Source organism: Thiomicrolovo immobilis (assembly GCF_039645955.1).
In the GTDB taxonomy this organism is placed as follows: Bacteria; Campylobacterota; Campylobacteria; order Campylobacterales; family Sulfurimonadaceae; genus Thiomicrolovo; species Thiomicrolovo diazotrophicus.
On the sequence record NZ_CP147916.1, the window covers coordinates 384,366 to 405,571 of the forward strand.

Annotated in this window: 19 protein-coding genes; 14 read left to right on the forward strand and 5 right to left on the reverse strand. The window is 60.0% G+C overall.

Translation table 11 applies throughout. The annotated features are described in order from the left end of the window. Positions 1–60 precede the first annotated feature (60 nt). On the forward strand, positions 61–882 hold the full coding sequence (gene panC / locus WCX72_RS02010) for a pantoate--beta-alanine ligase (protein ID WP_345970592.1): 822 nt from the start codon (positions 61–63) through the stop codon (positions 880–882). Positions 883–1,048: 166 nt separating this feature from the next. On the opposite strand, the gene WCX72_RS02015 is transcribed toward panC, so the two are convergent. Next, entirely contained in the window at positions 1,049–2,872 is a 1,824-nt protein-coding gene (locus WCX72_RS02015; protein WP_345970594.1) for a penicillin-binding protein 2, read from the reverse strand. Between the two features lie 61 nt (positions 2,873–2,933). On the opposite strand from WCX72_RS02015, the gene WCX72_RS02020 reads away from it, so the two are divergent. The 13 genes from WCX72_RS02020 to WCX72_RS02080 all read left to right on the forward strand — a co-directional run bounded on the left by WCX72_RS02020 (position 2,934) and on the right by WCX72_RS02080 (position 15,803). Further along, entirely contained in the window at positions 2,934–3,773 is an 840-nt protein-coding gene (locus tag WCX72_RS02020) for a hypothetical protein (protein ID WP_345970596.1), read from the forward strand. 100 nt (positions 3,774–3,873) lie between these two features. After that, a complete protein-coding gene (locus WCX72_RS02025; RefSeq protein ID WP_345970600.1) occupies positions 3,874–5,034 on the forward strand; it encodes an FtsW/RodA/SpoVE family cell cycle protein in 1,161 nt (386 codons plus the stop codon). Next, on the forward strand, positions 5,031–6,047 hold the full coding sequence (gene murG / locus WCX72_RS02030; RefSeq protein WP_345970603.1) for an undecaprenyldiphospho-muramoylpentapeptide beta-N-acetylglucosaminyltransferase: 1,017 nt from the start codon (positions 5,031–5,033) through the stop codon (positions 6,045–6,047). Before WCX72_RS02025 ends, murG begins: the two co-directional genes overlap by 4 nt. Beyond that, the gene (locus tag WCX72_RS02035; protein WP_345970605.1) at positions 6,047–6,664 is read left to right on the forward strand and encodes a DedA family protein; all 618 of its coding nucleotides are present in this window, start codon (positions 6,047–6,049) and stop codon (positions 6,662–6,664) included. Before murG ends, WCX72_RS02035 begins: the two co-directional genes overlap by 1 nt. 59 nt (positions 6,665–6,723) lie before the next feature. Beyond that, a complete protein-coding gene (locus tag WCX72_RS02040; RefSeq protein ID WP_345970607.1) occupies positions 6,724–7,065 on the forward strand; it encodes a hypothetical protein in 342 nt (113 codons plus the stop codon). Between the two features lie 93 nt (positions 7,066–7,158). Further along, positions 7,159–9,708 (forward strand): alanine--tRNA ligase, encoded by a 2,550-nt coding sequence (gene alaS, locus WCX72_RS02045; RefSeq protein ID WP_345970609.1) that lies wholly within the window; start codon positions 7,159–7,161, stop codon positions 9,706–9,708. Then, complete coding sequence (locus tag WCX72_RS02050) at positions 9,705–10,241, forward strand: hypothetical protein (RefSeq protein ID WP_345970611.1); 537 nt, start codon at positions 9,705–9,707, stop codon at positions 10,239–10,241. The genes alaS and WCX72_RS02050 overlap by 4 nt, the downstream gene beginning before the upstream one ends. A 4-nt stretch (positions 10,242–10,245) precedes the next feature. Next, on the forward strand, positions 10,246–10,809 hold the full coding sequence (gene maf, locus WCX72_RS02055; protein WP_345970613.1) for a septum formation inhibitor Maf: 564 nt from the start codon (positions 10,246–10,248) through the stop codon (positions 10,807–10,809). Next, the gene (locus WCX72_RS02060; protein ID WP_345970615.1) at positions 10,806–11,558 is read left to right on the forward strand and encodes a M48 family metallopeptidase; all 753 of its coding nucleotides are present in this window, start codon (positions 10,806–10,808) and stop codon (positions 11,556–11,558) included. The genes maf and WCX72_RS02060 overlap by 4 nt, the downstream gene beginning before the upstream one ends. Continuing rightward, positions 11,555–12,652, forward strand: coding sequence for a pyridoxal phosphate-dependent aminotransferase family protein (locus WCX72_RS02065; RefSeq protein WP_345970617.1), 1,098 nt, complete (start codon positions 11,555–11,557; stop codon positions 12,650–12,652). Before WCX72_RS02060 ends, WCX72_RS02065 begins: the two co-directional genes overlap by 4 nt. A gap of 5 nt (positions 12,653–12,657) precedes the next feature. Continuing rightward, a complete protein-coding gene (locus WCX72_RS02070; RefSeq protein ID WP_345970619.1) occupies positions 12,658–13,353 on the forward strand; it encodes an ATP-binding cassette domain-containing protein in 696 nt (231 codons plus the stop codon). Further along, entirely contained in the window at positions 13,350–15,296 is a 1,947-nt protein-coding gene (locus WCX72_RS02075) for a PBP1A family penicillin-binding protein (protein WP_345970621.1), read from the forward strand. The genes WCX72_RS02070 and WCX72_RS02075 overlap by 4 nt, the downstream gene beginning before the upstream one ends. Positions 15,297–15,329: 33 nt before the next feature. Further along, complete coding sequence (locus tag WCX72_RS02080; RefSeq protein ID WP_345970622.1) at positions 15,330–15,803, forward strand: hypothetical protein; 474 nt, start codon at positions 15,330–15,332, stop codon at positions 15,801–15,803. A gap of 222 nt (positions 15,804–16,025) precedes the next feature. Here the strand turns inward: WCX72_RS02080 and leuA are convergent, their stop codons facing one another. The 4 genes from leuA to WCX72_RS02100 form a co-directional block, all read right to left on the reverse strand. Next, positions 16,026–17,696, reverse strand: coding sequence for a 2-isopropylmalate synthase (leuA, locus tag WCX72_RS02085; protein WP_345970623.1), 1,671 nt, complete (start codon positions 17,694–17,696; stop codon positions 16,026–16,028). Positions 17,697–17,829: 133 nt separating this feature from the next. After that, complete coding sequence (locus WCX72_RS02090) at positions 17,830–18,726, reverse strand: ATP-binding protein (protein WP_345970625.1); 897 nt, start codon at positions 18,724–18,726, stop codon at positions 17,830–17,832. A gap of 111 nt (positions 18,727–18,837) precedes the next feature. Beyond that, complete coding sequence (gene glnA, locus WCX72_RS02095) at positions 18,838–20,268, reverse strand: type I glutamate--ammonia ligase (protein ID WP_345970627.1); 1,431 nt, start codon at positions 20,266–20,268, stop codon at positions 18,838–18,840. Between the two features lie 126 nt (positions 20,269–20,394). Then, complete coding sequence (locus WCX72_RS02100; protein WP_345970628.1) at positions 20,395–21,174, reverse strand: histidinol-phosphatase HisJ family protein; 780 nt, start codon at positions 21,172–21,174, stop codon at positions 20,395–20,397. Positions 21,175–21,206 lie beyond the last annotated feature (32 nt).

Here is a 21,206-nt window from a genome sequence, read left to right on the forward strand (position 1 = left end):
AATGTCTCTCCAAAAATAGATCAGATATAATGCCGATTATATTCAATAGAGGCTTAAAACATGGAGATTATCAAGAGCCCCGATGCCCTGAAAGCCGCGCTTAAAGCGACGCAGGGCAGTGTCGGCTTCGTGCCTACGATGGGAGCGCTTCACATCGGTCACAAGACGCTGATCCAGGCGGCCAGAGAGGCGAACGACATTGTCATTGTCTCCATCTTCGTCAATCCGACGCAGTTCCTGGCCGGGGAGGATCTCGAGAGCTATCCGCGCCGCAAAGAAGCGGACGAAAAGATCTGCAGCCTGGCCGGGGTGGATTACCTCTTCTACCCCGATGTGTCTGACATGTACGGCGAGGACGAAGTGAGCCTCATCGCCCCGGATGTACGCGGCTACATTCTCGAAGGAACGTCGCGCCCGGGGCATTTTAGCGGGGTGCTGACGGTCGTCAACAAGCTGCTCAATATCGTCCGTCCCGACCGCGCCTATTTCGGCCGGAAAGATGCCCAGCAGCTGATGCTCATCCAGACGATGGTCAAGAACCTTTTTATGGACGTTGAGATCGTGCCGTGCCATACGGTACGCGACAGCGACGGGCTGGCACTGAGTTCGCGCAACGCCTACCTCTCCGCCGACGAGCGCGGCGAAGCGCTGAAGATCTCCCGCGCGCTCACCAAGGCGTCGCATCTGGTCGGGAAGGGGGTGTTGGAAAGCGACCGTCTCTATGCGGAGATGCTGGCCGTCCTGGAACCGCTGGAAGTCGAACACGTCGCCATCGTCAACCGGGCGTTTATGCCGCTTGACACGGTGGAAGTCGGCAATACGATCATTCTTGTCGAGGCGGTTGTCGGGACGACGCGGCTTTTGGATAACGTCTGGATATAGCTTTTGTTCCCCTTCTTTTTTGCTTATCCAAAAAAGAAGCCGAACCGGGAAGAAAAAAGGATAAAAGGCTGCCGCTTTCGGGACATTCCACTCCCAGGCGATCCGGCTGACATGCTAATTACCGTTTCGGCCTTGATGGGAAAAATAATCCCGCTCTAGTCTTTGCTCAGTGCTTGGCGCTGATTGCTACTTCTTCCGCTGCCGTGTTTGCATCCGGCACGAGGTACCCCTCCCGCACCATCATATCGATCACTTTTTTGTTGACCGCGACGGCGGTCAGGGAAGCGAAGTGGTATTTCTTCGGCTTGATGACGGTGACACCGATCGTGTAGCGGTGCCCCTGCGTGTCGTTGGCGAAGCCGAGGAAAGAGGTGTTGTACTGGTTGACGTAGTGGCCCCCTTCGGCGATGTGGGCCGTTCCCGTTTTGCCGCCGAGCTCGAGGCCGGGGGTGATCGTCCCCGTCCCGGTCCCCTCCCGGACGGTTTTGATCAGGATCTTTTTCATCCTCGCGGCCGTGGAGGGGGTGAGGACCTGAACCGGGTCGTCGGTTTCAAGGGCGATGGTCTCGCCCGTGGCGGGGTCGATGAGCTTGTTGGCGACGGTTGGCGTGACCGCTTTCCCGCCGTTGTTGAAGACGTTGTAGGCCTTGATCAGCTGCATGAGGTCGACGCGCAGGCCATAGCCGTAGGCGGTGGTGGCCTTGTAGATCTCGGCATTCAGTTGCCGGATGCTGGGGAGGACCCCGCGTTTTTCGTAGGGAAACTCCATCCCCGTCGGCCGGGTCAGACCGAAGTTCCGCAGCCCTTCGGCGAATTCGTCCCCTTCGAGCTTTTGGGCCAGCTGGGCTATGCCGATGTTCGAGGAGTGGACGATGACGTTCTCCGCGCTGATCCAGTTGAACTTGTGCTCATCGGTGATCACCTTGCGCCCCATCCTGAAGCGTCCGCCGTGGCCGTTGACGATGTCAAAGGGATTAACCTTCCCGTGTTCAAGCAGAATGGAGAAGACGAGGGGTTTGAGGACCGAACCCGGTTCGAAACTGTACTCAAGGGCTCCCGTATTGAGGGCACTGTAGTCGCTTTTTTTGATCTGCGTCGGCAGAAAGCGGTTGGAGCTGGCCAGGGAGAGCACTTCCCCGTCGTCGCTGCGCATGATCACGACCATGATCTCTTCGGCATCGAGGTAGGCTTTCATGGCGTCTGCGATGCGTTCGACCCTTATCTGCAGCGTGACGGGTATGGTGAGCTGAAGGTCATAGCCGTCCAGGGGCGGGGTAAAGAGGCTCTCTTTGGTCAGACGCTTGTAGTTGTTGGCGTCGCGGGGAGCATAGGTGTAACCGTTGCGGCGGGCCTGCAGGGAATCGTCGAACTGTTTCTCCAGCCCCTTGATCCCCCGATTGCGGGTATAGCCGTCCTCTTCGAACTTGCGGGGGTAGCCGATGAGCGGGGTGAGGAGGTCGCCGTAGGGGTAGACGCGCGCTTCGCCGCTTTCGACGACGTTGAGTCCGTGCAGGATCGTATCCCCCGAGGGGGTTTCGTACTCGACGAAGATCCCCAGCCTGCGCAGTTCGAACGCGAGGCTTTTGAGGTACTGGGCCCGCTTGGGGGAGATGTCGTAGCTGAGCACGACATTGCCGCGGCGTTTACCGAGTTTTTGGCGGATCTTTTTATCCGGGATGCCGCTGTAGATGGAGAAGAGCTGCACGAAGAGCTCTTTTTTGTCGGGGTCGATGTTACGGGTGTTGACGGTCGCTTTGTAGAGTTTGCGCGTCGTCGCAATATGGAAACCGTCGGCGCTGATGAGGCTGCCGCGCATCGCCTTGGTCGTGCCGGAGGTGTAGAGGCGCGGCGTGTGGCGCTCGCCCAGGGCCTTGCCCGCCATCACGAGGGCGAAGACGGCAAAGGCGAAGGTAATCAGCAAAAAGAGGATGACGATCTTTTTCTTTTTGTTCAGTTCAACGTTGGCCATCGTGCTGCTTCCGCCCTGCATGTTTCAGTAATCGGACTATAGCGTTTTGTGCTTGAAAGGGGGGTTAGTGTATAGTGAGCGAATGATAATACGCACCCTGACGCTGCTGCTGCTCTTTTTGCCGGGAATCCTCGCTGCCGAAACGTTGTCGGCAGGAAGAGTCTACACCGGACCGCAGAAGCTTAGTGCCCCGAATTTGGGGGCATCGCTGATGCTTCCCGCGCAGTGGCAGGCACAGCTTGTCGGCGAACGCGGTCCCCTGGTGCTGCAGTCGCCGGACGGTGCGGGGCGCATCCTGATGGAGACGAACACGAGCGTCCTGGGCGACCCCCGGCAGATGCTCCCGCAGCAGATGCGGTATTACGGACTGGAGCTCCGCTCCCCGTCACAGATCGCGGCGCTGCGGCCGTCGCTGCTCTACCGCCTCTACCGGGTCCAGGGCGAAGAAGCCTTTACCCGGGCATTGATCCATGTCGTGCTGGGGCCGCAGGGGCGTGCGGTCGTATTGTACGGCTTTTTTACCCCTGAGGGGTACGAGGGGATGCGCCAGACGATGATCACGCTCGGCGACAGCATCGGCTTCACGCCCCTGCGGGCCCTGCCCGCACACGCGGAGGGGCTGTACCAGCGCGTTGACGGGGGCCATTTCGTCTTCTACCTGAACAGCGGCGCTTTTACCGAAAAAAGGGAAGTGTGGCTCTGCCGCAACGGCGACACGCTGCTGAGGGGGGTCCATACCGTGGCGAACGAAACGTCGCGTCAGCGGGTGCTGCGCCGGGGGGAGTGGCATCTTGAAGGAGACGATCTGCTGCTGAACTTCGGCGACGGGAGCAAGGAGCGCTACCGCGTGCGCCTAGAGAATAATACGCTCTATTTCGGCGGCGCCCAGACGTTCCGGCTCCCCAACCACACCTGCGATTAGCGGCGGGTGCTGCCGCACGGAGCGTACCGGGGGCGAAGCGTGCAGAGGTGCCCATAAGCCTTCGGCGGCTAAAATACATCCAAAAAAAGCCGGAGTGCGCATGCCCGATAGAACCCTGTTCGTCACCGCCTCGACGCTGATCGCGATCAGCATCGTGATGATCTACTCCCTCTCGGAGTACACGGTGGTTCTCTTTGACTACGCCCCGATGCACTTTGCCCTGCGCCAGATGGCGTTCGGGCTCTTCTCCATTTTGCTCATGTGGGGCATCGCCCAGCTTGACCCCGACGTCTGGCTCGGCCGGCTCGGCTTCCTGCTCTTTCTGGGGGCACTCGTGCTGATGATGGGGATGCCCTTTATGCCTTCGTCGCTGGTGACGGAAATCGGCGGGGCGAAACGGTGGATCCGTTTCGCCGGGGTCTCCCTGGCCCCCGTCGAGCTCTTCAAGATCGGGTTCGTCTATTTCCTCGCCTGGAGTTTTTCGCGCAAGATCCGCCACCACAGCGAACTCGGAATAAAGGGGGAGTTCCGGCAGTTTATCCCCTATGCCGCCTTCTTTATCCTGGTGATGGTCCTGATCGCGGTGATGCAGAAGGATCTGGGGCAGGTGATGGTCCTGGCGATGTCGCTGCTCTTCATGCTGATGCTCGCGGGCAGCAGTTTCCGCTTCTTCCTGGTGCTGATGGCCTTTGCCGTGGGCGCCTTTGTCGTCTTCATCTTTACGGCCCAGCACCGGGTCGCGCGCATCATCTCCTGGTGGTCGCTGGCACAGGACTCCATCCTCTCATTGATGCCCGAGTTTATCGCCGCGCATCTGCGGGTGCAGTCCCACGACGAGCCCTACCAGATCAGCCACTCCCTCAACGCGATCCATAACGGCGGGATCATCGGTACGGGCCTCGGGAACGGGACCTTCAAGCTGGGGTTTCTGAGCGAAGTGCATACGGACTTTATCCTGGCGGGGATCGCCGAGGAGTTCGGTTTTATAGGCATTGCCGTCGTGACGGGCCTCTTTCTCTGGATGCTCAAACGCATCTTTACGATCGCCAACCGCATCGGGAACGCCCGCTACTCGCTCTTCTGTGTCGGGATCGGGCTGCTGCTGGCTTTCGCGTTCCTGCTCAACGCCTTCGGCATCAGCGGCATTACCCCCATCAAGGGGATCTCGGTACCCTTCCTCAGCTACGGCGGCTCGGCGATGATGGCGTCGGCCGTCGGGGTGGGGATGGTCCTGATGATCTCGAAAAAGGCACAGTATTGAAATTCGTATTGACAGGCGGCGGGACCGGCGGACACCTGGCTATCGCCAAGGCCCTTCTGGACGCGATCACCGCGGCGGGGGACGAAGCGATCTTTATCGGTTCGACCACCGGGCAGGACCGGATGTGGTTCGGGGAGGGCTCCGCGTTTGAACAGACCCACTTTCTGGAGACGACGGGGGTCGTCAACCGCCGCGGGATCGCGAAACTGGCGGCACTGTGGCGGGTGGCCCGGTCGGCACTGGAGGCGCGACGGATCATGAGGCGCTACCGCCCCGATGCCGTCATCAGCGTCGGAGGCTTTTCGGCGGCCCCGGCCTCTTTCGCGGCCCTCTCCCTGAAGCTCCCCTATTTTATCCATGAACAAAACGCCGTGACCGGGCGTCTCAACCGTCTGCTGCGGCGCTACGCCCGCTGTTTTTTCAGCTCCTACGACCCTGAAAGCCCTGTCAAGAGCTACCCCGTGAACCGCGCGCTCTTTGAATCGGCGCGGGTGCGCGAGCGCGTAGAAACGGTGATCTTCCTCGGGGGCTCGCAGGGGGCGAAGGCGATCAACGACTTTGCCCTTGCCGTCGCCCCGGCATTGGCTAATTGCGGGATCGCCATTATCCACCAGTGCGGCGAACGCGACTATGAACGGGTCCGGGAGGCGTACGCGGCCATGGGAATAGGGGTGGAACTGTACGGGTTTACGAAGGAACTCCCCTCCCTGCTCGCGCGCAGCGACCTCGCTGTCAGCCGTGCCGGGGCGAGCACGCTCTGGGAGCTGGCGGCGAACGGACTGCCGGCGCTCTACGTTCCCTACCCCTACGCGGCGGGGGACCACCAGTACTACAACGCGATGTACCTGGCCGAGCAGGGGCTCTCCCGGGTCGTCCGGGAGGCGGAGCTCCGCCCCGAACTGCTTGAACAGATGCTCGACGAGGGGGTCGAAGCGGCCAGCCGGGGACTGCGGGCGCTGGAAGGCGACGATGCGGCCGCAGCGATCATTGCTGCCGTCCGGGAGGCGTGCTGATGCTGGCGGAACTGACGCAGTGGCTCGTCGAGGCGGTCCTGGGGCTGGGCTATGTCGGGATCTTCGCCCTGATGGCGGTGGAGAGCTCCTTCGTCCCTTTCCCCAGCGAAGTGGTGCTGGTGCCGGCGGGCTATCTGATCGCCCAGGGGGAGATGCATCCCGTTATTGTTATGCTTATGGCGCTGTTGGGATCGCTGACCGGGGCGCTCATTAACTATTATTTGGCGCTCTCGCTCGGCCTTCCCCTGCTGCGCCGCTACGGGCGCTACGTCTTTATCTCCGAGAAGAGCCTGGAGCGGCTCGATGCCTTTTTCAGGGCGCACGGTCCCATTTCAACCTTTTCGGGACGCCTGCTGCCGGGCATAAGGCAGCTCATCTCCATCCCCGCCGGCCTGGCGCGAATGCCGCTGGCGCCCTTTATGGCGTATACGGCGCTCGGGGCGGGGCTGTGGAGCCTGATCCTGGTGCTGGTAGGCTACCTGATCGGCGAGAACGAGGCCCTGCTGAAGAGCTACCTGCACGAGATAACCCTGGCGGTTTTCGCCGGCGTGGCTCTGCTGGTCGCCTTCTATAGCTACCGCCGGAGACGACCCCGCGAAACCCCCGATGAGGTTTGAGTAACTCTTTAGGAAAACTTATGTATCATGGAGGCTCCATTGCGGTGCCAGGAGACCCCATGAAAGAGACGATCGAGTCGATCAACAGGCAGTTTGATGCCCTCATCGCCAAAATCGATCCGCTGTCGGCCGAGATGCTGCGTGATCGCGACTATGCCGTGCAGCTTGCCGACTGCGTTACCCGTTCGTATGTGATGCTCAACGACGGCATGAACAGCGAGCACGAGGTCTGCTGCGCCTGCGCCCTCGAACGGGACTATCTGCGCGAGGCGATGGCGCGCCTGGAGCTGATCGGGCAGACGGGGGAGGTTGACACGGAGACGGAACGTTTCTATTTCGAGTTTGTCGCGAGCCTCTGGACCATCCGCCGCCACATCGCCGCCGCGCTTTCCCGCCTTTAGCTTCTGCCGGCCGTTAGAGCTACCCTTAATCCCCGCTTCGCTATAATCGCGCATATTTTACCGCGGTGCTTTGCCGCACAAAGTGATGAGAGTATGGATGTACGCGAAGCCTATCTGAAATTTTTTGAATCCAAGGGCCACACCCCGGTGGCGAGCGCACCGCTGGTGCCCGACGATGCCACGCTGCTGTTCAACAATGCGGGGATGGTCCCGTTCAAGACGATCTTTACCGGTGAGGTGCCGGTGCCGGAGAACCCCCGTGCCACGTCGTGCCAGACCTGTGTCCGCGCCGGCGGAAAGCACAATGACCTCGAGAACGTCGGCCACACGGCCCGCCACCACACCTTCTTCGAGATGCTGGGCAACTTCAGCTTCGGCGACTACTTCAAAGAGGAAGCGATCGCCTACGCGTGGGAGTTCGTGACCGAGGTGCTTGCCCTGCCCAAAGAGAAGCTCTGGGTGACGGTACACGACAGCGACGACGAAGCCGAAGCGATCTGGAAGCAGCACATTGCCGCTGACCGCATCATGCGCCTGGGGGACAAAGACAACTTCTGGCAGATGGGCGATACCGGCCCCTGCGGTCCCTGCTCAGAGATCTTCATCGACCAGGGTGCGGAGCACTTCAACGGCCCCGAGGATTACATGGGCGGCGACGGTGACCGCTTCTTGGAGATCTGGAACCTCGTCTTCATGCAGTACGAGCGCAACGCGAAGGGCGAGCTCAGAGCGCTGCCCAAGCCCTCCATCGACACGGGGATGGGGCTGGAGCGCGTCGTCGCCGTCAAGGAAGGGAAGCTCAGCAACTACGACTCCTCCCTCTTTATGCCGATCATCAACAAGGTCGTCGACCTGATCGGCAAGCCCTACGAATACGCCACCGGCGCGAGTTACCGCGTTATTGCCGACCATATCCGCACCGTTCTTTTCCTGCTCGCACAGGGGACGAACTTCTCCAACGAGGGGCGCGGTTACGTCCTGCGCCGCATTCTTCGCCGCGCGGTACGCCACGGCTACCTGCTGGGCTTCACCAAGCCGTTCATGCACGAGATCGTCGATACGGTCGTTGAGCTGATGGGGCACCAGTACCCCTACCTGTCGGAAAAAGCGCCCGTTGTCAAAGAGCAGATCATGCTTGAAGAGGAGCGCTTCTTCAAAACGATCGAGGATGGGATCGCCCTGTTCAGCGAAGAGCTCAAGAACACGAAGGATGTCTTCAGCGGTGAGACTGCTTTCAAACTCTACGATACCTTCGGCTTCCCCCTCGACCTCACCGAGGATATGCTGCGTGAAAAGGGGCTCGGCCTCGATACGGCGACCTTCGAGCGCCTGATGACCGAGCAGCGCGAACGCGCCAAAGCGGCCTGGAAAGGCAGCGGCGACGCCCACGTCGAAGGGGACTTCAAAACGCTGCTGGAGCAGTTTGGCGAGAACAGCTTTGTCGGCTACGGCCGCATGACCGGCGAGTCGAAGATCCTGGCCCTGCTCAGCGAGGGCTTCGGCCGGGAAGAGAGCCTCCACGCCCGCCACGAAGGGTGGGTACTTCTGGATGAGACACCCTTTTACGCCGAAAGCGGCGGACAGACGGGTGATACCGGTCTGCTCGACGGGGTCGCCGAGGTCCTCGATACGAAGAAGTTCTTCGGCCTCAACCTCTCCAAGATCCGCGCGACGGCAACGCTCAATGTCGGCGACACCGTCACGGCGGTCGTCGATGAAGCGCGCCAGGAGATCGAGCGCCACCACTCGGCGACGCACCTGCTGCACGCGGCACTGTACGAAGAGCTGGGCGAGCATGTCTCCCAGGCGGGTTCCCTCGTTGAAGCCGACCGTCTCCGTTTCGACTTCTCCCATCCCAAGGCGATGACGGCGGCAGAGATCGCCGCCGTCGAAGAGCGCGTGAACCTCGTGGTGCAGCGCGGCCTCTCCAACATGACGGAGGAGATGGATATCGAAGCCGCCAAGCAGAGCGGGGCGAAGGCCCAGTTCGGCGAGAAGTACGGCGACCGTGTCCGCGTCGTCCGCTTCGGTGACGCCTCCATCGAATTCTGCGGCGGAACCCATGTCGGCAGCACGAGCGAGATCGGGATGTTTGTCATTACGAAAGAGAGCGGTGTCAGCGCTGGCGTCCGCCGGATCGAAGCGGTCTGTTCCAAGGCGGCCTACGACTACTTCAAGCAGCAGCGCCACCTGATCGGCGAAGCGGAAGCCGCGGTCAAGAACCGCGACGTGCTTGCCGGGGTCGAACGCCTCAAAGAGCAGATCAATACGCTGAAAGTGGAGCTCCAAGACGCCCAGAACGCCGCGAAGGAGTCCCTGGACGCCGAAACGATCAACGGCGTCAGCGTCTTCGTCGAAGAGATCAAGAGCGGCGACGTCAAGGGGCGCATCGATGAACTCAAGAACATGAATGAGCGCGTCGCGGCGATGCTCTTCCAGGTCAAAGGCGACAAAGTGATGATCGCCGCCGGCGTCAAGAACGCCGATGCCAAAGCCGGGGACTGGATCAAAGCCATCGCGCCGATGCTCGGCGGCGGCGGGGGCGGGCGTCCGGACTTCGCCCAGGCCGGCGGTAAAGACGCTTCCAAACTGCCCGAAGCGCTTGAGGCGTCCAAAGCCTATATTATGGAGGTGCTGTCATGAAAGAGGCCATGGTTACCTTTTTCTGGGAGTACAGTACCCTGATCGTTTTCCTGCATGTGCTCAGCGCCGTCGTCTGGGTCGGCGGGATGATCGCCATGCGTTTTGCCGCGCACAACGCCTTCATGGAGCTGGAACCCCCGGTGCGCCTGGCGCGCACCGCCCATGCGCTCAAGCGCCTTTTTGCGATCGTCAGCCCCTTTGTCGTCATTCTGATCATTACGGCGGTGTTGATGGCGGTCGGCTGGGGCTTCCGCGCCGCGTCGGTGGACGCGAACGGCAACGTCATCGACGAAGCGGCGTTCGCGACCTATCAGCTCGTGCATGTCAAAGAAGCGATCTGGCTCATCATGGCCCTCAACCTCGGGGCCATGATCCTGCGCCGCAACAAGGCGCAGAAAAAGATCGACGCCGGCGATTTTGCCGCGGCCAAGGGGCTGCTGGGGCTGATCGGGAAGTACATGGTCCCGCTCAACATCATCCTCGGCGTTATCGCCATCTACCTGGGAGTCACGCTGCGCTACTCGCACGCGTAAGGTCATGGCCGCTCCCCTCCGCCTCGCCTCCGCCTCGCAAAGCCGGGCCCTGCTGTTAGAGCAGGCCGGGATCGACTTTATCCAGACCCCGATGGACTATGACGAGGAACAGATCGTCGCCTCTTCGCCGAAAAATTTCGTCTACCAGGCGACGGTAGGGAAGTACGGGGCGGGTGTGAGCGCATTCGGCATCGAGGAACATCCGCTCCTCGTCTCCGATTCCGTCGTGACGTCTCAGGGACAGATCCTGCGCAAGGCGCGCTGTCTCGATGATGCTCGCAACATCCTGATGACGCAGAGCGGCAGCGTCACCTCCATCATCACCTGCATGATCTACCACTCCCCCCGTCTGAAGCTCATCGACATCTCTGCGACGGATTACCTCTTCGCCCCTTTCGACCCCGAGGACCTGGAGCGCTATCTTGCCTCCGGTGAGTGGCGCGGCAAGGCGGGGGGCTGCATGGTCGAAGGCTTCTGCAAACCCTATATCCGCAGCGTCCGCGGCAATGAAAGCACCGCGATGGGGCTCAACGTCGAGGCACTGAAACCATTCCTGGAGGGCTTATGAAACGACTTGCTACCGCAGTGATGCTCATGCTGATGATCGCCAGCTGTGCGAAGACCCCGGTGACGGGGCGTACCCAGCTTATCCTGATCTCCAACGAGCAGGAGGTCGCCCTGGGGCTCAGCGAATCCGAGAAGCTCAAAAAGAGCGCGAAACTCTCAACGAACAGTGCGCAGGTGGCACGGGTCCGCCGCATCGGGGAACGGATTGCCGCGGTCAGCGGCAGGGACGATTTTCAATGGGAATTCAACGTCATCGAGTCCGACACCCTTAACGCCTTCTGCCTGCCCGGGGGGAAAGTCTACTTCTATACGGGGCTGCTCAAGCTGACGGAGAACGACGACCAGATCGCCACGGTGATGGGGCACGAGATCGCCCACGCCCTCGCGCGCCACGGGGCGGAACGGATGTCGATGCAGATGGTCAGTAATGCCGGGGCGCAGCTGCTCGGCGCCGCCCTGGAGATCCCCGCGCAGTACCAGGGGCTGTACAACCAGGCCTATGGCCTCTCCACCCAGCTGGGCGTTCTGCTGCCTTACAGCCGCAAGCATGAATCGGAGGCCGACCAGATCGGCATCTACCTGATGTGGAAAGCGGGGTTCGATCCGCACCAGGCTGTACGGTTCTGGGAACGGATGCAGGCGGCCTCGGGCGGGCAAAAGCCGCCGGAGTTCCTCTCGACGCACCCCTCGGACCAGTCGCGCATCGACGCGATCAACGCCTTCATCAAAAAACTCCCCGCGCAGCGATGAAGTATTACGACAACGAGCTCGCCGCCCTGAAACGTTCGGGGCGCTACCGCGAACGCCGGGTGTTCGATCCGGCGATCACGGATCTCGCTTCCAACGACTACCTGGGGCTGGCGGAAAAACCGGAACTCTTTAACGCGGCCGTCGCGCGGCTAAGCGGCGAGAGGGTGCACGCTCCCAAGGCGTCGATGCTCGTCAACGGCTACCATGCCGTTCACCGCGAATTCGAAGCGGCGCTCTGCGAAGCGAACGGGTTTGAATCCGGCATCGTCATGGGGAGCGGATTCAACGCGAACCTGGCGATGATCGAGGCCCTCGTGCGCCGGGGCGACGAGCTCTTTATGGATGAGAAATACCATGCCAGCGGGGTGCTCGCTTCGAAACTGGTCGAGGGGAAGGTGACCCTTTTCGGCCACAACGACGCGGCAGAACTGGAGAAGAAACTTTCCGCTTCCGACGCCCGCCGGCGCATTATCGCCGTCGAAGGGATCTACTCCATGGACGGGGATCTGATGGCGCGGGAGATCTTTGAGCTCGCGGAGCGTTACGACGCCCTGCTGATCGTGGACGAGGCGCACAGCAGCGGGGTGGTCGGTTCGCGGCTGCTGGGCGTCTTCGACCTCTACGGGATCACGCCGAAACGCAACCACATCAAGATGGGGACCCTGGGCAAGGCGTACGGCAGTTTCGGGGCCTACGTGCTTTCGTCAAGCCATATCGCGGATTACCTCGTCAACCGCGCGAAGCCCGTCATTTACGCCACGGCACCGTCGCTCTTTGACACGGCACTGGCGCAGGCGTCGCTGCACTATATTTTGGAGAATGCCGAGGAGCTGAAGGCACAGATCGAGGCGCGCCGCGCGATGATGAACGGGCTCCTCGGTACCGAGGCGGACGGTCTTATCGCGGCTGTTCCCGTCGGCGACAACCGGAAGGTGATGGCGATCCAGGCGGCGCTGCTGGAGGAGGGGATGCTCGTCGGCGCCATCCGGCAGCCGACGGTGGAGCGGGCGATCATCCGGCTGATCGGGCGGCTCGGAGTCGAAGAGGGGAGCCTGCGGCGCGGTTGCGAGATTATCGCCCGTTGGGTAAAATAGGCGCGATGATTCAGATTAAACGTTTGCGGATCGATTATGCCGGCGGTACGCTGGTGGATATCGCCTTTGGCATCGAGAGCGCGCTGGCCCTGGTGGGACAGAGCGGCAGTGGAAAGAGCCTGACGCTCAAGGCGCTGCTGGGAATGCTCCCGCCCGCGATGTCGTCGACGATCGAGATGGATGCCCCCTTTGAGCTCCGCCGCGGCGACACCGTCGCCTTTGTACCCCAAAATCCTTTTACCGCCCTTTCGCCGTTGACCAGGGTTGGCGGCCATTTCGAGGGGGTTCCGCCGGCGGAAGCGGCGGCGCTGATGACACGGGTCGGGCTCGATGCGGCGCTGCTCGAGCGCTTCCCGCCGGAGCTTTCGGGCGGGCAGTTGCAGCGGGCCGTGATCGCCATCGCCCTGTCGCACACGCCCAAACTGCTCCTGCTCGATGAGCCGACGACGGCCCTCGACCCCGAGACACGCCGCGTCATTATCGCGCTGCTGCGGGAGCTGCAGACACAGATGGGCTTCCAGATGCTCTTTGTGACCCACGATATCGTCTCGGCGCGTGCGCTGTGCGACGAGGTGTGCGTCATCCGCGAGGGCAGCGTGGTCGAGCAGGGGGCGATGGCGCAGGTGATGGCGTCGCCCGAACATGCGTATACACGCACACTGATTGAATCTAGTTTCGCCGGGAGGGAGTATAGAACGTGAAAAAAATTCTGCTGTGGGGAGGCCTGGCCGGTGTGGTCGCCCTTATCCTTTTTATCGGTTACTTTGTGGCGCAGTACGGTCACGAGACCCGGAAGCTTGTCCAGTACAACCCGCCGATGACCACGTACATTTATGACCGGAACGGCGAGAAGATCGCCAATATTTTCGATAAGCAGAACCGCGCCTACGTCACCTTTGACGAGATCCCGCCGCTGGTGATCGAAGCCCTGCTGGCCATTGAAGATACGACCTTTTTCGAACACCGCGGCGTCAATGTCGACGCGATCTTCCGTGCGATCATAAAGGATATCAAGGCGGGAAAACTCGTCGAAGGGGCGAGTACGATTACCCAGCAGTTGGTCAAGAACACCCTCTTGACGCGGGAAAAGAAGTTTTCGCGCAAGCTCAAAGAGCTTATCTTCTCGCTGAAACTCGAAACGGAACTGAGCAAAGAGGAGATCCTGGAGCGCTACCTCAACGCCATCTACCTCGGCCACGGTTACTACGGGATCAAAACGGCGGCACAGGGGTATTTCCACAAGCCGCTGAACCGCCTGACACTCAAAGAGACCGCCATACTCGTCGGCCTGCCCAAGGCCCCCTCTTTTTACGCACCGACACGCAACTACGAACTCTCCCTGGGACGGGCGAACCGGGTGATCTCGCGGATGCATGCGCTGGGGTGGGTGGATGACGAGAGCTACAATACGGCGCTGCAGGAGCGCCCTGGGGTCTTTGACGAGACCCTGACGCAGAACCGCGCACCCTACGTCACGGACGAGGTCCTGCGCCGGGCGGCGGTGCTCTACCCCGATATCCGGACGGGCGGCTATACGATCAATACGACCGTGGACCTGCGCCTGCAGGAGGCGGGACGTGAGGCCCTGTCGTACGCCTATGACGGCATTCTCGAACGGGCGATGAAAAGGGATGAAGACGCCAACGCCAGCCAGTTCGGTGAGCTCAACGGCGCGCTGGTGAGCATCGAGCCCGCGACGGGAGAGATCCTCGCGCTCGTCGGCGGTGTGGATTACACAAAAAGCGCATTTAACCGGGCGACGCAGGCGCGCCGCCAGCCGGGGTCCGCGTTCAAACCTTTTATTTACCAGGTCGCACTGGATCTGGGCTACTCGCCGGCGACGGAGCTGGTCGATATCGCCCGGACCTATGATTATGAAACGGAAGGGAGCGAGAAGAAGTGGCAGCCCAAGAACTATGAGCGCGATTACAAAGGGCTGATTACCCTGCGCGAAGCGCTGGTGCATTCGCGCAACCTTGCGACGATCAACCTGGTGACGGATATCGGGCTCTCGCGCATCTACCGCGAACTCTCCCGCTACCAGTTCGCCGGGCTGCCTTTGGACCTCTCCCTGGCCCTGGGCAGTATCACACTATCACCGGTCGAACTGGCCGGTGCGTACAGCTCTTTTGCCGCGGGCGGGGTGCAGAGCGACCCCTACCTTATTACGAGCATCGACAAACGGGGGACGCATTACGATGCCGAGCCGAAGCAGCGTGAGGTGACGAGCCCGGCCCAGGCCTACTTGATGACGACAATCCTGCGCGACGTCGTGCTGCGGGGTACCGGCCGCGCCTCTGCGGTCGGGGGCATTGAGACAGCGGGCAAGACCGGGACGACGAACAACTCCATCGATGCCTGGTTCGCCGGCTATTCGCCGAGCGTGGAAACGGTCGTCTGGTTCGGGAACGACGACAATACCCCGCTGCCCAAACGGGAGACGGGGGGCCGGGCGGCGGCTCCGGCGTTTCGGAAATTCTATACCCAGCTCTTGCATCTCTTCCCGCAGGTCCCGCGTAAATTCGTGATGCCCGAAGGAGTGACGAAGGTTGAGCGCAACGGGGCCGAGGAGTTCTTTACCAAGGCGTCGCCGCCGCCGGTGGAGAAGATGCCTTCCGAAGCGGAGGACGGTCTGCTCTTCTAGCTTCCTGTGCTACAATGGCCCAAAGGAGAGCGCATGACAAAGATCACCCTTGGCATCACGGCGACGGCACTTCTGCTTCACGCGGGGGTCTTTGACGCCGGAACAAAGAGCGTGGCGCTGACAGTGGGCACCGGCAGCGGTTTTGACAGCACCTACACGATCGTGGGCGTCAGCGCGAACTACTTCGCCTTTAACGGCCTCTCCGTCGGTGTCGGCTACCGGGGGTGGTTCGGCGGCACGCCGACGATGAACGAGGTTGACCTGCCGGTGACCTACTATCTCCCTCTTTCGCCTACCTTTCGTCCCTATGCCGGTGTTTTTTACCGGCACACTTTCATCAGCGGCCATTATGACGATTACGAGACCGTCGGCGCACGGGCGGGAATCGCCTACGCCGAAGGACGTGCCTACCTGTCGGTGGGGTGGGCCGAGGAGTGGTACAGCCGCAGCAACGGCGATACGATCCGCCGCGGTTACCCGGAGATCACCGCCGCCATCAGTTTCTAGGCTTTACGGTAACAAGTAACGTAGCGGTTAGAGTGAAAAAAATAGATTGTCGAGTGGGAAGAGTGGTATAGCGAGACGGGGCGTTGCATTTGATGCATGATGATGACGCTGCCGGGAGCAGCGTTGTACTTTTGTCCTCGCATTGCTGCGGAATTCCGCTGTGCTACATGCGCCACAGCGGCCGAGCGTAGCTATACGGGGCTTTGCTCCGTATAGCGTGTATTAAGAATGATACGCTCGGTTCAGCGCGCTGAACATCGCCATGACTCCGGCGATGGTGATGTCGTTGTCGCGGCCGACGCCGAAGAACGCACCGAAATCTTCCGTTTCGATCTCGATGTAGGCCACGGCCTTGGCCGACGACTGCTCCCCGCAGGAGTGCTCGGAGTACGAACGCAGCACGAAGGCGTGCGGGAACTTTTCGCCGAGGGCTTTGCGGCAGGCGTCGATAGGCCCGTTGCCCTGACCCGTGCTCGTGATCTCCTCGCCCTCAAACCGGTAGGTCAGTTTGACCGTCACGATGCCGCTTTTTGATGTCTCCGAGTTGACGGCCATATCCACGAATTCAATGTACTGCGGCACCTCGAAATAGGTCTTTTCGAAAATGCCCAGGATCTCTTCTGCCGTCAGTTCGCGCCCCTCGACGTCCGTGATACCCTGAACGATGCGCCCGATCTCGGGGTGCATTTTTTTGGGGAGCTGGTAGCCGAACTTGTCCTCGAGGATGTAGGCGACGCCCCCTTTGCCCGACTGCGAATTGATGCGGATGATACTCTCATAAGTCCGGCCGACGTCGGCGGGGTCGATCGGCAGGTAGGGCACCTCCCAGAACGGTTCGCTCTTCGCGCGCTGGTAGGCCAGCCCTTTGTTGATGGCATCCTGGTGGGAGCCGGAAAAGGCCGTATAGACCAGTTCGCCCACGTAGGGGTGGCGCACATGCGTCTCGATGTCGGTACAGCGCTCGACGACGTCGACGACGGTGTTGACGTCGCCGAAATCGAGTCCAGGGTCCACTCCCTGGGTGTACATGTTCAGCGCCAGGGTGATGATATCGACGTTCCCGGTCCGTTCGCCGTTGCTGAGCAGGGTCCCCTCGACACGGTCCGCCCCCGCCAGCAGTGCCAGCTCGGTCGCCGCGACGGAGGTGCCGCGATCGTTGTGCGTATGCGTCGAGATGAGAATGTGCTCGCGGTTGTCCAGGTGGCGGCTCATCCACTCGATCTGGTCGGCATAGATATTCGGTGTCGCCATCTCTACCGTCGCAGGGAGGTTGATGATGACCGGGCGTTCCGCGCTGATGCCCCAGCGTGCCGTGACGGCGTTACAGATCTGGGCGGCGAACTCCATCTCGGTCCCGGTAAAGCTCTCCGGCGAATACTCCAGCGTGATCTCGCCGTCAAAAGAAGCCGCACGGCTCTTGACCATGTCGACGCCTTCGAGCGCGAGGGCGGTGATGTCGTCCTGCTCTTTTTTGAAGACGATCTTGCGCTGGGCCGTCGACGTCGAGTTGTACAGGTGCACGATCGCCTTTTTAACGCCCTGGAGCGCCTCGAAAGTTTTGTCGATCAGGTGCTCTCTGGCCTGGACGAGCACCTGGATGGTGACGTCGTCCGGGATCAGCCCTCGCTCGACCAGGGTCCGCAAAAAGTCGAATTCGACCTTGGATGCGGAGGGGAAGCCCACCTCGATATGTTTAAATCCGAGTTTGAGCAGGAGGTCGAATAGTTCAAGTTTTTGATCCAGATTCATCGGAGTCACCAGCGCCTGGTTGCCGTCGCGCAGGTCGACGCTGCACCACAGAGGCGCTTTGTCGATGGTGTTGTCCGGCCACTGGCGTTGTGGCAAATCAATCTTGGGGTATGGGCGGTATTTACCGCTTTGAGCATTTTTCATATGCTCCTCCTTGAACTAAAATAGTCGATCTCCTGCTAGAAATCGTGCGCAATTATAGCAAAACTGTCGGCGGGTTCGGGTTCACGGCAGCACAGGGGTGCACTTGCTCAGGCAGTCGTAAAGTTTTCGGGGGTCAGGGGAGGGGGAGCTCCAGGCGGAAGATGGCGCCGCGCTTCGCGTTTTCGACGGTCAGCGAGCCCTGCATCTTCTGGGCGATCTGGGTGCTCATATAGAGCCCGATACCCGTGCCCTTGTCGTCGCGCTTGGTCGTGAAGTTCGGTTTGAAGATCTCTTCGAGCAGTTCCGGGTCGATCCCGCCGGCGCTGTCCTCGACCTCGATGTAGATATGTCCCCCTTTTTTGTAGAAGCGGATCAGAATCTCCCGCACGCTGCTTTCGCGCTCGATGAAGGCGTCTTTGGCGTTGGCGAGCAGGTTGAGCAGCAGGTGCTTGAACTCGTTCTCGATCCCGCTGACGATGATCTCGCGCCCCTCTTCGACGGTAACGGCGATATTGTTGCGGAGCATCTCGTCATGCACCAGCAGCAGGACCGACTGGGTACAGCGCTTCAGCCCGAAGGGGCCGCTCTCCTTGTCGGGGCGGAAGAAGGTGCGGAACTCGCTCAGCGTCGAGACCATGTGGGTAATCTGCTCCTGGATGTCCTCGACGAACTTTTCGACGTATTCCAGGGTGACATCCCCGGCTTCAAAATCCATCTTGAGCAGGTCACCGTACATGCTGAGCGCATTCAGCGGCTGTTTCCACTGGTGGGCGACGGCATCCATCATTTCGCCCATGGCCGCCATCTTCGCCTGGTTCTGCAGCACTTTTTCGCGCTCCAGGCGTTTATCGATCTCTTCAAGGACCCGCGACTCCAGCATCTGCTCGCGTGTGGTACCTTCGGTCGTATAGCTTGCGATCAGGAGTTCGATCTTCTCGCGCAACCCGTTGTCACACTGTGTTGAGAGGGCAAGGATGTCTTCGATAAGTGTCTGGGTCTTTGGCGCTTTCACTCGTTCCTGTCTTTGCATTAAATAATGTTTAGAATATATGATTTATTTATAGCGAAACTAGGATAAAGGGGGGCTGATTTTAGCGGAAAAAAACAAGAGGGGTTTACCCCCGTAACAGGGGGTATGTGATTAGCACATGTAAGTTGTTTTGAATTCGTAGGCAGTCGGGCGACCTTCGTCCGGCCAGACGTCACGTTCAAATTTGTAGTGCTGGTACGTCGTGATGAACTCATCCGTAAAGACCGGCTTGAGGAACTCGTTGTCGGCGATAAGGGCCTCCAGCGCTTCGCGGAGGGTATGCGGCATCTGCGGGATACCTTTTTCACGAATCTCGTCCAGCGTCAGTTCGAAGAGGTCTTCGTCCATCGGACCGACCGGAACTTCTTTGCTCTTGATACCGTCGAGGCCGGCCATCATCATGACGGCGAAGGCAAGGTACGGACATGCAGTAGAGTCCGGGAAGCGCATTTCGATACGCGTCGCTTTTTCGCCCGCACCGTACGGGATACGGCAGGAAGCGGAGCGGTTCTGGCTGGAGAACGTCAGGATGCTCGGTGCTTCGAAGCCCGGGATCAGACGCTTGTAAGAGTTCGTAGAAGCGTTGGTGAACGCCGCAACGGCTTTCGCGTGTTTGAAGATACCGCCAACGTAGTTGAGTGCCGTATCGGAGAGGTTACCGTAGTTACCCTCTTTGTAGAAGAGATTCTTGCCGTCTTTCCACAGGGACTGGTGCGTGTGCATACCGTTACCGTTGTCGCCGAAGAGCGGCTTCGGCATGAACGTTGCCGTTTTGCCGTTGAGGTGTGCGACCATTTTGACGACGTACTTGTATTTCTGGACGTTGTCAGCTGCACCGATGATGTCGGAGAAGACGACACCGATTTCGCCCTGGCCCTGGGCAACTTCGTGGTGGCCGAGGGTGACTTCGAGACCGATCTGCTCGAGGACCATCATCATTTCCGCACGCAGGTCGACCATGGAGTCAGTCGGCGCTACCGGGAAGTAACCGCCTTTTGTCCCCGGGCGGTGACCGGTGTTGTACGTCTCTTCGAAACGGGTGTTGGAGTTCCACTCACCCTCTTCGGAGTCGACACGGTATCCCGCTTCGTTGATGGAGTCTACAAAGTGAACTTCGTCGAAGATGAAGAATTCGTTCTCAGGACCGAAGTATGCTGCATCGGCGATACCGAGCTCTTCAGCGTGCTTGAGGGCTTTTTTCGCGATGGAACGCGGGCATTTTTCGTACATTTCACCTTTGTAGATGTCATAGACGTCACAGAAAAGGATGATGGTCGGATCTGCAGTAAACGGGTCGAGGAAGGCTGTCGGCACGTCTGCTTTGAGGAGCATGTCGGAGCGGTTGATCGGCTGCCATGCTTCGATGGAAGAACCGTCGAAAGGGAATCCGTTTGTAAGATTATCGGCGTTGACGGCGCTCATGCGGTAAGTGAGGTGGTGCCATGCACCTTTGATGTCCGTGAAACGAAGGTCGACAAACTGGACGTCGTTCTCTTCACAGTATTTAAAGAACTCGTCAATGCTGTTAACGAATTTTCCCATTGATTTCTCCTGTTGTGAAAGTTTGCGGTAAGTATAGCCGAATGTCCTTTACGCTAGCGAAAGAGGTGTGATTAAAAATTAGTCAATTTGTCGCTTTTTGTAGGGGGAAGGGGAGGAAATACGTCGTTACAGCGCGACGCTGTAGGGCTTTCTGTTACGGAAGTATACACATTCCGTATACCCCGTTTCGCGGGCGAGGGCCTCTGCCTCATCTCTGAACAGGCCGATCTGCCCCGGCGTGTGGGCGTCGGAACCGAAGGTGACGGGGATGCCGCGCTCGAAGGCGGCTCGCAGCAGGTCCGGGGAGGGGTAGGCTTCGGCAACGGGCTTGCGGTAGCCCGCCACGTTGATCTCCATCGTCATCCCCGCCGCGGCGACGGCATCGAGGGCAGGAGCCGCGATAGAGACGATGTCGCGTTTGGGCATGAACTTGAACACCTTGATAAGGTCGAGGTGGCCGACGATGTCGAACAGGCCGCTTTTGGCCATCGTTTCGACCTGTTTGAAGTAGCGCTCCCAGATGACATCGATATCCTCGTGCTCGTACTGTCCGATAAACTCGGGATTGTCGAATCCCCATTCGTCCAGGAAGTGCACGGAACCGATCAGGTAGTCGACATCGGCACTCAGAACGCGCGTGTCCATATGGCCCTCGAGGTAATCGACCTCGTAGCCGAAGAGAATGTCGATCTTTCCCTCATACTTTTCCCGCGCATCCATGACCATCCCGTGGTACTGCTCCATCTCTTCGAACTTCATACGGTATTTGGGGTCGAAATCCATCGGCGCGTGGTCGGAAAAACCGAAAACGTCGATACCCGCCGCGATGGCCGCGGCGACGTATTCGTCTACCGAGCCTTCGGCGTGGTTGCAGAGAGAGGTGTGGTTGTGCAGGTCGATTTTCATAGCTTGATTCCCATATTAATTGTGTATTATAG